12 protein-coding genes are annotated in these 11,097 nt (G+C 66.6%); 2 read left to right on the top strand and 10 right to left on the bottom strand.

Annotation, left to right across the window (positions count from 1 at the left end):
- Positions 1–19: 19 nt before the first annotated feature.
- The 6 genes from C5B85_RS11405 to C5B85_RS11380 all read right to left on the bottom strand — a co-directional run bounded on the left by C5B85_RS11405 (position 20) and on the right by C5B85_RS11380 (position 4,481).
- Positions 20–877: an SseB family protein gene (locus tag C5B85_RS11405; RefSeq protein ID WP_104286151.1), complete on the bottom strand. Its 858-nt coding sequence runs from the start codon at positions 875–877 to the stop codon at positions 20–22.
- Positions 878–895: 18 nt separating this feature from the next.
- Positions 896–1,639, bottom strand: coding sequence for a bifunctional 1-(5-phosphoribosyl)-5-((5-phosphoribosylamino)methylideneamino)imidazole-4-carboxamide isomerase/phosphoribosylanthranilate isomerase PriA (priA, locus tag C5B85_RS11400; RefSeq protein ID WP_104286150.1), 744 nt, complete (start codon positions 1,637–1,639; stop codon positions 896–898).
- 121 nt (positions 1,640–1,760) lie between these two features.
- On the bottom strand, positions 1,761–2,414 hold the full coding sequence (gene hisH / locus C5B85_RS11395; RefSeq protein WP_104286149.1) for an imidazole glycerol phosphate synthase subunit HisH: 654 nt from the start codon (positions 2,412–2,414) through the stop codon (positions 1,761–1,763).
- Complete coding sequence (hisB, locus tag C5B85_RS11390) at positions 2,411–3,019, bottom strand: imidazoleglycerol-phosphate dehydratase HisB (protein WP_104286148.1); 609 nt, start codon at positions 3,017–3,019, stop codon at positions 2,411–2,413. Before hisB ends, hisH begins: the two co-directional genes overlap by 4 nt.
- 9 nt (positions 3,020–3,028) lie before the next feature.
- Entirely contained in the window at positions 3,029–4,117 is a 1,089-nt protein-coding gene (locus C5B85_RS11385) for a histidinol-phosphate transaminase (protein WP_104286147.1), read from the bottom strand.
- A 46-nt stretch (positions 4,118–4,163) separates the two neighbouring features.
- Positions 4,164–4,481 carry a LysM peptidoglycan-binding domain-containing protein gene (locus C5B85_RS11380; RefSeq protein ID WP_104286146.1) on the bottom strand — a complete coding sequence of 106 codons (318 nt, stop codon included), beginning with the start codon at positions 4,479–4,481 and terminating at the stop codon, positions 4,164–4,166.
- Positions 4,482–4,706: 225 nt separating this feature from the next.
- Between C5B85_RS11380 and lexA the strand changes: the two genes are divergently transcribed.
- Positions 4,707–5,360, top strand: coding sequence for a transcriptional repressor LexA (gene lexA, locus C5B85_RS11375; RefSeq protein ID WP_104286145.1), 654 nt, complete (start codon positions 4,707–4,709; stop codon positions 5,358–5,360).
- 137 nt (positions 5,361–5,497) lie between these two features.
- Here lexA and hflX read toward each other — a convergent pair whose 3' ends face one another.
- A complete protein-coding gene (gene hflX / locus C5B85_RS11370) occupies positions 5,498–7,021 on the bottom strand; it encodes a GTPase HflX (RefSeq protein WP_104286144.1) in 1,524 nt (507 codons plus the stop codon).
- 36 nt (positions 7,022–7,057) lie between these two features.
- Here hflX and C5B85_RS11365 point away from each other — a divergent pair, with 36 nt between their 5' ends.
- Complete coding sequence (locus tag C5B85_RS11365) at positions 7,058–7,669, top strand: class I SAM-dependent methyltransferase (RefSeq protein WP_104286143.1); 612 nt, start codon at positions 7,058–7,060, stop codon at positions 7,667–7,669.
- On the opposite strand, the gene dapF is transcribed toward C5B85_RS11365, so the two are convergent.
- The 3 genes from dapF to miaB all read right to left on the bottom strand — a co-directional run bounded on the left by dapF (position 7,638) and on the right by miaB (position 11,056).
- Positions 7,638–8,549 carry a diaminopimelate epimerase gene (gene dapF, locus C5B85_RS11360; RefSeq protein WP_104286142.1) on the bottom strand — a complete coding sequence of 304 codons (912 nt, stop codon included), beginning with the start codon at positions 8,547–8,549 and terminating at the stop codon, positions 7,638–7,640. The two genes, C5B85_RS11365 and dapF, sit on opposite strands and share 32 nt — an antisense overlap.
- A gap of 69 nt (positions 8,550–8,618) precedes the next feature.
- Positions 8,619–9,536 (bottom strand): tRNA (adenosine(37)-N6)-dimethylallyltransferase MiaA, encoded by a 918-nt coding sequence (gene miaA / locus C5B85_RS11355; RefSeq protein WP_104286141.1) that lies wholly within the window; start codon positions 9,534–9,536, stop codon positions 8,619–8,621.
- Positions 9,533–11,056 carry a tRNA (N6-isopentenyl adenosine(37)-C2)-methylthiotransferase MiaB gene (miaB, locus tag C5B85_RS11350; RefSeq protein WP_104286140.1) on the bottom strand — a complete coding sequence of 508 codons (1,524 nt, stop codon included), beginning with the start codon at positions 11,054–11,056 and terminating at the stop codon, positions 9,533–9,535. Before miaB ends, miaA begins: the two co-directional genes overlap by 4 nt.
- Positions 11,057–11,097 lie beyond the last annotated feature (41 nt).

The raw sequence follows: 11,097 nt of genomic DNA, 5'->3' as shown, positions 1-11,097 counted from the left end.
CTCGAAATCCTGATTGGGGTCAATCCCCTCTCCGACGCCACCATGAGCGCTTAGACTCTTGGGCTTTTCCCGCCAGCGAGGCGTTCCGCTCAGGTCGAACGGTTCGCGCAAAGGAGATACCGAGCGAGTCGACCTCTGTGCGGAAGGCCTCGCTCCCCTGCAATAACGAACTCGCTCTCCGCGAGAGCTCGGCGAGCTCCTCACGACCGACACCGGTAGCGACGTGGAGCACCACCCGCAGCTCCGGCCCCGCCAAGCGGGCCTCCGGGTCACCTGGCACCAGGTCGACGCCCAGCACCTCTGTCAACTCCGACATGACTCGCGAGAGCTCAGCGGTCACGACGGGGTTGCCCCAGGGCGCGGACCACGCCTGATCCTGGGCGATGGCCCACACCGCTGGCCGACGGACGACGAACTCCGTCTCGCTTGTCGCGTCGACGACAATCAGGTCGCTGCCCTCTGCCGCCGCGGAGATCGCGGCACGCTGCATGAGCGCCGGGACCGGGCGTGCCGAGGGGTTCCAGCTCTTCATGGCCGCCGCCGAGGTGAAGACGGGCAGCACGGTCCGACCGTCTGGACCCGCAACCGTGACAATCGAGAGGTCGGCGCTCTTGTCGACCGTGACCCCCTGGGCGTTGACATCAGCCTCACCGAGCTTCGCCACGAGCGGGATGAGCACTCTTGCCTGTCGAAGGGCGTCGACCACCACATCCGGCCCCGCCTCACGCGCGCGGAAGCGCTGCAGCGCCTGGATGAACTCCGCTGGCGCCGTTCCGTCATCGTCGCGGAACGGGTTGTCGCTGAAACTACGCCCCGACCAGCTCTGGCCGGCGGAGTCGGATTCGCTCGGATGAAAGTGCTCAGGGAGTGACGGCATGGGGATGCGCTACTCGGCTCAGGAAGAGACGTCGAGCGCTTCGACCAGGGTGAATGCGCCGGAGTAGAGCGCCTTGCCGATGATCGCGCCCTCAAGCCCCTGCGGCACGAGACCACGGAGCGCGACGAGGTCGTCGAGGCTCGAGACACCGCCGGAGGCGACGACGGGACGATCGGTCCGGTCGAGGATGTCGCTCAGCAGCTGCAGGTTCGGGCCCTGGAGGGTGCCGTCCTTCGTCACGTCGGTCACGACGTAGCGCGCGCATCCGGCCTCTTCGAGACGCTCAAGTACCGTCCAGAGATCCCCTGCGTCGCGGGTCCATCCGCGGGCCGCGAGCGTCGTTCCCCGCACATCCAGGCCGACTGCGATGAGCTCACCGTACCGGGCGATCACGCTTGCTGCCCACTCCGGGTTCTCGAGCGCTGCTGTGCCGAGGTTAATGCGACTCGCACCGGCCTCAACCGCGCGCTCGAGCGACTCGTCGTCGCGGATGCCGCCGGACAGTTCCACGTTCACGTGCTTGGCGGCGCGGATGACGCGCTTGATGACGCCGCGATTCTCGCCGCGCCCGAAGGCGGCGTCGAGGTCGACGAGGTGAATCCACTCAGCGCCCTGCTCGATCCAGTCCTCTGCGGCGTCCACGGGGTCGCCGTAGTTCGTTGCGGAGTCAGCCTCCCCCTGGACCAGGCGAACCGCCTTGCCACCTGCGAGGTCGATTGCGGGGAAGAGCACGAGCTCTGGTGACGTGTTGAATTCGCTCACGAGCGTTGGTTCCTTGTTCTCGTTCTGAGGCGCCTGGGCGTCGACGCCGGAAGGGGATGCCCTGGCAGTCCGGGCAATAGCGTATCGGCAGGCGGTCACATCGCGCGCCGAAGCGGTCGAGCTAGGAGCGGACGGGCAGCGTCTCGATCCAGTTGCGGAGCAGCCGAACGCCTGCCTCGCCCGATTTCTCTGGGTGGAACTGCGTTGCCGAAAGCGGCCCGTTCTCGACGGCCGCGATGAAGCGCTCTCCGTGCTCGGCATACGTGACCAGCACTGGTCGGGCCTTCGGGTGCGGCTCGAGCGGCAGCTCGTGCGCGGCGTACGAGTGCACGAAGTAGAAGCGTTCGTCGGCGATTCCCGCGAACAGCTTCGAGTCGGCCGGCGGCTCGACGAGGTTCCACCCCATGTGCGGAAGCACCTCGGCGCGGAGTGAGGTCACTTCCCCGGGCCATTCGCCAAGGCCCTCGGCACGCTCCCCGCCCTCGATGCCACCGTCGAAGAAGATCTGCATCCCGACGCAGATGCCGAGGACGGGGCGACCACCAGCAAGGCGCCTACCGACGATCTCGCCGATGCGCTGACGATTGATGGCCTCCATGACGTGCGCGAAGCTGCCGACGCCTGGCACGACGTAGCCGTCGGCCTCGTAGGCGGCGGCCCGGTCTGCGGTGAGCTCGACCTCAGCCCCGGCCGCCTCGAGTGCCTTGACCGCAGAGTGCACGTTGCCCGAACCATAATCCGCGACAACAACGCGCGGACGCGCGGACGCGGTCACAGAGCGCCCTTCGTCGAAGGGATGCCGACGACCTCCGGGTCGAAGCGCTTTGCCGCCCGGAAGGCACGCGCGAACGCCTTGAACTCCGCCTCGGCGATGTGGTGCGGGTCCCGTCCTCGGACAACCTCAACATGCACGGTCAGACCGGCGTGGAAGGAGATCGCCTCGAACACGTGGCGCACCATCGCGCCCGTGAAGTGCCCGCCGATGAGGTGGTAGACGAACGCCTCGGGTTCTCCCGTGTGCACGAGGAAGGGGCGACCCGAGATATCGACGACCGCCTGGGCCAGCGACTCATCGAGCGGAACTCGCGCGTCCCCGTACCGAGCGATTCCCGACTTATCGCCGAGAGCCTGGCGGATAGCCTGGCCGAGCACGATGGCCGTGTCCTCGACCGTGTGGTGCACGTCGATCTCCGTGTCGCCGGTGGCTCGAACGGTGAGGTCGGTCAGCGAGTGCTTCGCGAAGGCCGTGAGCATGTGGTCATAGAACGGCACGGACGTCTGGATGTCGGCGACTCCTGTGCCGTCCAGGTTCAGGCTGAGCTCGATCGAGGACTCGCTTGTAGCTCGCGAGAGCGTCGCGGTGCGTGGCGTCGTGGTCATCGCTCCAGCCTAGGCCTTTCCTGTATTGGTGATATCGGCGAGCGCGGCCAGGAACGCCGTGGTTTCGGCCCGCGTTCCCGCCGTCACGCGGAGCGTGTTCGGGATGCCGACGTCACGGACCAGGATGTCCCGCTCCAGGAGCTCAGCGAACGTGCGAGCGGGATCAGCGACGCCGCCGAACAGCACGAAGTTGGCCCCGGACTCCCACGGCGTGTAGCCGAGCAGGGGGAGCTCGATGAGGAGTCGATCGCGCTGCTCTCGGATGTCGTCCACCTGCTCGAGCATGATCTCGGAGCATTCGAGGGCGGCTGTCGCCGCAGCTTGCGTGATTGCCGAGAGGTGGTACGGGAGACGAACGAGGCGCACAGCGTCGACGACGGCCGCGTCGGCCGCGAAGTAGCCGACGCGGGCGCCTGCGAAGGCGAAGGCCTTGCTCATGGTGCGCGAAACGACAAGCCGCTCGCGGCCTGGAAGCAGCGTGAGCGCGGTCTCCTCGCCCTCCGGCAGGAACTCGGCGTACGCTTCGTCGACGATGAGGATTCCATCAGTCGCGTCGTACGCGGCGGCGATCACGCTCAGGTCCGTCGCGGTGCCCGTCGGGTTGTTCGGGCTGCAGATGATCGTGATATCGGGCTGCTCACGACGGATCGCCTCGGCGACAAGCTCCGCGGTGAGCGTGAAGTCGCCTGCGCGTGGGACGGGAACCCACCTCGAGCCGACTCCTCGTGTGAGCAGCGGGTACATCGAGTAGCTCGGCGTGAAGCTGAGCACGCTTCTCCCCGGCCCCCCGAATACCTGCAGGAGCTGCTGCATGATCTCGTTCGAGCCGTTGGCAGCCCACACCTGATCTGGCGAGATGCCGTGACCCAGGTAGATGCTCAGTTGCTCACGCAAGGCCGTGAACTCGCGGTCTGGATACCGGTTGAGTCCGGGAAGCTCGCGCGCGATGGCCTCGATGATGCGTCTCGCGACCACCTCGGGAACGTGATGCGGATTCTCGTTGACGTTGATGGCGACGCGGACGGGCTGCTGAGGAGCTCCGTACGGGGTGAGTCCGCGCAGGTCGTCGCGGATTGGCAGGTCTTCGAACGAGGTCACCGCACAAGCCTACGACGCGGCGCCGCCCGTGACTGGGCCTGTGGCCTCAGTCGAGGGGAAGCGCGAGACGCTGGCCGGCCTGAACCGTGCCGTTCTCGAGGGCATTGAGTTTGGATATCTCGACGATGACATCTCGGACATCGGCGTCACCGGCGACCTCTTCGGCGATACCCCAGAGGGTGTCACCTGCGCCGACCGTGACGTACTCGAACTCGACGTCAGCTGACTCACTCGAGGCCGCAGCGGAAGTCATCTGCGTAGCGCCGAGGGCAATCGCCGCAGCGACAGGCAGCGCAGCGATGGCAAGCAGGACGCGGCGGCCTCGGACGGTGAGGCGAAGCGGTGCAGCAGCAGTGGTGTTCATGATTCCTCCTGATTCGTCCACATCTTCGAGTGGTCGAATGTATGTACTGAATATAGCTACGAACAAAGTGTCAGGTCAAGGCTTTCAGTTCGAATCTCTCGAACTTTCATCCACAACACTCGAAGAAATGTTTCGTACCTGCGTGCACCCTCGGTAGGGTTGGCGCTATCAGGCAGTGCATCATCTGCCACCGACATTCCGTGTCGGAGAGCGGACGGAGACGACATGGCCAAGAAGCCAGCGAGTGACATCTACAGAAAACTGACGGAGAAGCAGGAGCGCATCCTGACCTGCATCATGGAGTCAGTGCGCACCCGCGGTTACCCGCCGAGCATGCGGGAGATCGGCGACGCGGTCGGCCTGGTCTCGCTCTCGAGCGTCACCCACCAGCTCGGACAGCTCGAAAAGTTCGGCTACATCAAGCGAAACCCGGGCATGCCCCGCGCGCTCGAGGTGCTCGTGCACTTCGACCACACCGATGACGGCGACACCAACGAGACGGCGGAAGCCGCCTACGTGCCGGTTGTCGGCCGCATCGCCGCCGGAATCCCGATCACGGCCGAGCAGCAGGTCGAAGATGTCTTCGCGCTCCCCCGTCAGATCGTTGGCAAGGGCGAGCTCTTTCTGCTTCGGGTCGTCGGCGAATCGATGATCGACGCAGCCATCTGCGATGGCGACTGGGTTGTCGTGCGTTCGCAGCGCAACGCTGAGAACGGAGACATCGTTGCTGCCATGCTCGACGGCGAGGCGACGGTCAAGACCTTCCGCAAGCGCGATGGCCACATCTGGCTACTCCCGCGCAACAGCGACTTCGAGCCGATCCTCGGCGACGAGGCTGAGATCCTCGGCAAGGTCGTCGCCGTGCTCCGCTCCATCTGAGCCACTCAAGACCGGGCGGACAGCAGAGACCGGGTAGACAACAGGCAGACTCCGGGAAGACAACACTTGCACAAGAGCGGCAAGCCCATCGGGCTTGCCGCTCTTGTGTGTCGTTGGTCCAGTCGACTCGTGTCTGGTCAGCCCGCGACGGTGAAGGCTTCGAAGAGCCCGAGCTGGTCGGGGTGCACCCGAGCCTTGAGCCGCGTGCCGGTCTCTTCGTGGTCGAGCTCGAGCACCGCGCCGCGCTCGTGCAGGTACGACACGAGGTCACCGCGTTCGAACGGGACGAGCACGTCGATGGTCACCTCCGGCGTTGGGAGCAGCTCGGCGATGCGGGCCAGCAGCAGGTCGATGCCCTCGCCGGTGTGCGCGGACACGAAGAGGCCGTCGCTTGCAAGCCCCTGGAGCTCGAGGCGTCGGTCGTTGTCGACCAGGTCGGCCTTTGTGAAAACCACGATCTCCGGCACGTCTCGCGCCTCGACCTCGCCGATGACATCGCGCACCGTCGCGAGCTGCGCTGCCGGGTCAGGATGCGAAGCATCCACCGCGTGCACGATGACGTCAGCCGCCTGAAGCTCCTCGAGCGTAGAACGGAACGCCTCCACAAGCTGGTGCGGCAGGTTGCGCACGAAGCCGACGGTGTCGGCGATCGTGTAGGGACGCCCGTCCTCCGTCAATGCCTTGCGCACCGTCGCGTCGAGTGTCGCGAAGAGCACGTTCTCGACGAGGACACCCGCATGGGTGATTCGGTTGAGGAGACTCGACTTGCCGGCGTTCGTGTAGCCGACGATGGCAACGGCCGGGACCTGATTGCGCTCGCGAGTCGCGCGCTTGACGTCGCGCGCATCTTTCATATCCGCGATCTGATGGCGCAGCTTGGCCATTTTCGTGCGGATGCGCCGACGGTCGAGCTCGATCTTCGTCTCGCCTGGCCCCCTGGAGCCCATGCCGGCGCCGCCGCCGACCTGCCCACCCGCCTGACGCGACATCGACTCACCCCAGCCTCGGAGGCGAGGGAGCATGTATTCCATCTGGGCCAGCTCGACCTGCGCCTTGCCCTCGCGGCTCTTGGCGTGCTGAGAGAAGATGTCGAGAATCACGGCCGTCCGGTCGATGACCTTGACCTTGACCTCATCTTCGAGCGCTCGACGCTGGCTCGGCGCCAGCTCTGTGTCTGCAACGACGGTGTCAGCTCCGAGAGCCGCGACGATCTCCTTGAGCTCCGCCACCTTGCCTCGACCGAGGTACGTAGCAGGGTCGGGGTTCGGTCGACGCTGAAGCACACCGTCCAGGACAACAGCGCCGGCGGTCTCGGCGAGCGCCGCGAGCTCCTGCATCGAGTTCTCGGCTTCTTCGAGGGAGTTCCTCCGGTACACGCCGACGAGCACGACACGCTCGAGACGCACCTTGCGGTACTCGACCTCCGTGACGTCCTCGAGCTCCGTTCGCAGGCTCTCGACGCGGCGCAGCGACTGGCGCGCTTCGCGCTCGAGTTGGTCGCCGTCAGCCTCGCCGTCGTAACTCGTACTGGTGCCGTCCTGCAGCGCCTGTGCCCGACCGGAGGAGAACAGCGTCATGGTGGCGCCCGGTTCCTTCGCGGCTCGGAGGATTCGGTCGATCGCGTCGTTGCTTTCGCCTGGAGGAGTCTCAGAATCTCGCATATTCGTACTATTCTACGCCGGTGCTAGCGTCTAGGGGTGACTGCTCAGCATTACTTCTCAGCAACCCCCGACGGCCCACTTGAGCGGCGGAACATCCACATCCAACTCCGCGGCCGGGCGGTCAGTGTCGTCACGGCGGGCGGCACCTTCAGCCCTGAGCACGTCGACCGTGGAACCCAGGCGCTGCTGGACGCCGCCCCGAAGCCACCGTCAGCCGGAACTGCCCTCGATCTCGGCTGCGGGTGGGGCGCCATCTCACTGGCCCTTGCACTCGAGTCCCCGGAGCTCGACGTGTGGGCAGTCGATGTCAACGAGCGAGCGCTGCTTCTCACCGGTGAGAACGCGGAACGCCTCGGGCTTTCACGCGTCAGGCCAACGCTCCCGGCCGACGTGCCCGCAGACGCCACCTTCGACCTCATCTGGTCCAACCCGCCCATCAGGATCGGCAAAGAGGCCCTGCACCAGCTGCTGACCGACTGGCTCCCCCGCCTCAGCTCGGGAGGCGAGGCCTGGCTCGTCGTCGCCAAGAAGCTCGGCGGCGACTCGCTTCAGGCGTGGATCGCGGCGCAGTTCGGCCCCGGGCTCACCGTCGACCGCCACACGACGGATGCGGGCTTCAGAGTGCTGCGGGTGCGGCGAGTTCAGTAACGAGCTCGTCCTCGATCAGACCAGTGAAAGCGATCTCGGCGGGACCTGCCAGGAAGGCGTGCTCGACGCCGTCAACAGGTGCGACGGAGACCTCGACGACTCCACCTGGCACCCTCACCGACCACGTGTCGGGGGCGCCAACGCCCGCCCAGTAGCGGACTGCAAGCGCTGACGCGACTGCTCCGGTTCCGCAGGAGAGCGTCTCGCCGACGCCCCGCTCGTGGACGCGCATGCGGATGTGGCCGACGCCGTCCTGGACAAGCTGATCGTGTGGGACGACGAACTCGACGTTCGCGCCCAGCTCGGGTGCGGGTTCCAAGAGTGGTGCGTGGAAGAGTTCCAGGCGGTCGAGCTCCTCCTCGCTCGAGAGCGCGACGACCACGTGCGGGTTGCCGACGTCGATGCCGAGCCCGGGCCGGGAGACACCGATGTGCGGAACCGTGACAAGCGGTTCGCCACCCTCAAGGCGCCACGGCCCCATATCCACTCGGAACCCGGTGCCGTCACGTTCGACGACGCGAAGCCCCGCACGGGTCCCGATCTCCAGGCGCTCACCGTCTTCGAGGGTTGCGAGTCCTGACTCTGTGAGGAAGAGCGCGAAGGCGCGGACACCGTTGCCGCACATCTCGGCGATCGAACCGTCGCCGTTGCGGTAGTCCATGAACCACTCCGCCTCGGGGTGCGCCGCCTGCAGCTCGCGACCCTCGGCAAGGTGCGCTGAGCGGACGGCGCGGATGAGTCCGTCACCGCCGACACCGAAGTTGCGGTCACACAGGCGCGCGACGCGCTGCGGGCCGAGCTCGAGCTCGCCGTCCGGGTCAGAGACGAGGACGAAGTCGTTGCCGGTGGCCTGCGCCTTGGTGAACGCGAGTTGTGTCATGGGGTCAATGCTACGGAACTCTCGCCTCGTCCGTTCGCAGGCGGAGTCGGAGTCGGAGTCGGTGGCGGATCAGAGTCCGGCCGCCTGCAGGATTCGCTGCGCCGCGAACCCCTCGCCGCTCTGCGTTCGGATCGCGCGCTCGTACCGGCGGAACCAGGAGACCTGTCGCCTGGCGTACTTTCGCGTGAGCAGCTGCGCCTCGGCGATCGCCTCGACGCGGGTCACCTCTCCGCGAAGCTCGGCGAGCGCCTGCTGGTAGCCGATGGCACGCTTGGCCGTAGACCCGCGTTCCAGGCCGACTTCGGCCAGCGCTTCCGTCTCCTCGAGCAGGCCGGACTCCCACATGCGCTCAACACGGGCGTCGAGGCGAGGTGTGAGCACCTCGCGGTGCTCTTCGACAACCGCGAATGTCACGTCCCGCCAGGTTGCCTCCTGGTCCGGCAGCTGGGCGCTGAAAGGCTCTCCCGTTACTTCGATGACCTCGAGCGCACGAACAAGTCGTCGACCGTTGCGCGGGTCGATGGCGCCGGCCGCCGTGGGATCGAGCTCGCGCAGGCGCGCGAAGAGCGGGCCAGGGCCGCTGCCCAGCAGCTCCGCCTCGAGCCGCGCACGCACGGCGGGGTCGGTCCCCGGAAACCTCAGGTCGAAGCAGACGGCTGCGATGTACAGGCCGGAGCCCCCCACGAGGATGGGGACTTCACCCTCAGCCTCGATCGCCTCGATGAGAGCCCTCGCCTGTTCTTGATACCAGGCGACGCTCGCGTCCTCGGTGACGTCGAGGACGTCGAGGAGGTGGTGCGGCACTCCCTGGCGTTCCTCCTCGGCGAGTTTCGCGGTGCCGACGTCCATCCCCCGGTACAGCTGCATGGCGTCGGCGTTGAGGATCTGCGCCCCGCGCCCGGACGCGCGAAGCCGGGCGGCCACGTCAAGCGAGAGCTGCGACTTTCCCGTACCTGTCGCGCCCCCGATGGCAATGAACACGCTCAGCCTCGCCGGAGCGTCGGGAGTCCCAGAGAGACGCGAGCTGGAGCGCCGGCTGGCGCCGGTACCGCGCAGCTCTCTGCGAGCGAGCGGTCCCAGGCATCCCCGGCCCGTGTCTGGCGGACGTCGAGGTGCGGCGACCGTGCGTCGGCCACGAGGTGGAACGACGCCGCTGCCGTGATCTCGGCGGTGACGACGTCGCCGGGGCGTGGGCGTGCTGCACCCTCCGGGACCGAGAAGTGCACCAGCCTGTTGTCCTCTGACCGTCCCGACATCCGGTGCGTCTCGTCGTCCTTCTTGCCTTCCGCTGCGCTCACCAGAATTCGCTGCACTGAGCCGACGAGCTTTTCGTTCTCTTCGCGGCTGATGCGGTCTTGCAGCTTCATGAGTCGCTCGTAACGCTCCTGCACAACCGCCTTGGGCACCTGGTCTGGCATCGTCGCGGCCGGCGTCCCTGGGCGGATCGAGTACTGGAAGGTGAACGCGCTCGCGAACCTGGAAGCCTCCACGACCCGCATGGTCTCCGCGAAATCCTCCTCCGTCTCCCCTGGGAAGCCGACGATGATGTCCGTCGTGATGGCGGCGTGCGGCATCTGCTCTCTGACGCTGTCGAGGATGCCGAGGAACTTCGTGCTGCGGTAGGAGCGCCTCATGGCCCTGAGGATGCGGTCCGAGCCCGACTGCAGCGGCATGTGCAGCTGTGGCATGACGTTGGGCGTCTCTGCCATCGCGTCGATGACGTCCTGCGTGAAGGCGGCGGGGTGGGGGCTGGTGAAGCGCACTCGTTCGAGGCCGTCGATCGCGCCGGCCGCGCGCAGCAGCTTGCTGAAGGCCTGCCGGTCGCCGAATTCGACGCCGTAGGAGTTGACGTTCTGTCCGAGGAGCGTGACCTCGATCGCGCCGTCGTCGACAAGCGCGCGGATCTCGCCGAGCACGTCCCCCGGCCGCCGATCCTTCTCCTTACCTCGGAGGGACGGCACGATGCAGAAGGTGCACGTGTTGTTGCACCCGACGGAGATGGACACCCATCCCGAGTATGTGGAGTCGCGTTTCGTGGGGAGCGTCGAAGGGAACACGTCGAGCGATTCCAGGATCTCGAGCTGGGCTTCCTCGTTGTGACGAGCGCGCTCGAGCAGGCTGGGTAGGGCTCCCATGTTGTGCGTGCCGAAGACCACGTCGACCCACGGCGCCTTCTCCAGGATGGTGCCGCGGTCCTTCTGGGCGAGGCAGCCGCCGACGGCGATCTGCATGCCTTCGTGCTCGCGCTTGATCGCGGCGAGCTGGCCGAGGTTTCCGTACAGCCTGTTGTCGGCGTTCTCGCGCACCGCGCAGGTGTTGATAACGACGATGTCGGGCTGGACGCCATCGGCTTCCACGTAGCCGGCGGCACGCAGCGAGCCGGACATGCGCTCGGAGTCGTGCACGTTCATCTGGCAACCGAGCGTGCGCACCTCGTAGCTTCTTGGTGACCCGTCTGGCTTCAGTGCCGCTGGAGAGGACGCTATGGGTGTGGCTGTCTCGCTCATGATCCGCCAATTCTACGTTCGCTTCACGAGGGGGCACTCCC

Origin of the sequence: Pseudoclavibacter sp. AY1F1, from assembly GCF_002931075.1 — a bacterium.
Taxonomy (GTDB): domain Bacteria; phylum Actinomycetota; class Actinomycetes; order Actinomycetales; family Microbacteriaceae; genus Pseudoclavibacter.
This window is presented reverse-complemented; position numbering and strand designations above follow the sequence as displayed.

Bases quoted from the DNA above. Each gene is read 5' to 3' on its own strand.
- hflX (WP_104286144.1), bottom strand. From the start codon at position 7,021: ATGCGAGATTCTGAGACTCCTCCAGGCGAAAGCAACGACGCGATCGAC.
- dapF (WP_104286142.1), bottom strand. From the start codon at position 8,549: ATGACACAACTCGCGTTCACCAAGGCGCAGGCCACCGGCAACGACTTC.
- C5B85_RS11380 (WP_104286146.1), bottom strand. From the start codon at position 4,481: ATGAACACCACTGCTGCTGCACCGCTTCGCCTCACCGTCCGAGGCCGC.
- lexA (WP_104286145.1), top strand. From the start codon at position 4,707: ATGGCCAAGAAGCCAGCGAGTGACATCTACAGAAAACTGACGGAGAAG.
- hisB (WP_104286148.1), bottom strand. From the start codon at position 3,019: ATGACCACGACGCCACGCACCGCGACGCTCTCGCGAGCTACAAGCGAG.
- miaB (WP_104286140.1), bottom strand. From the start codon at position 11,056: ATGAGCGAGACAGCCACACCCATAGCGTCCTCTCCAGCGGCACTGAAG.
- C5B85_RS11405 (WP_104286151.1), bottom strand. From the start codon at position 877: ATGCCGTCACTCCCTGAGCACTTTCATCCGAGCGAATCCGACTCCGCC.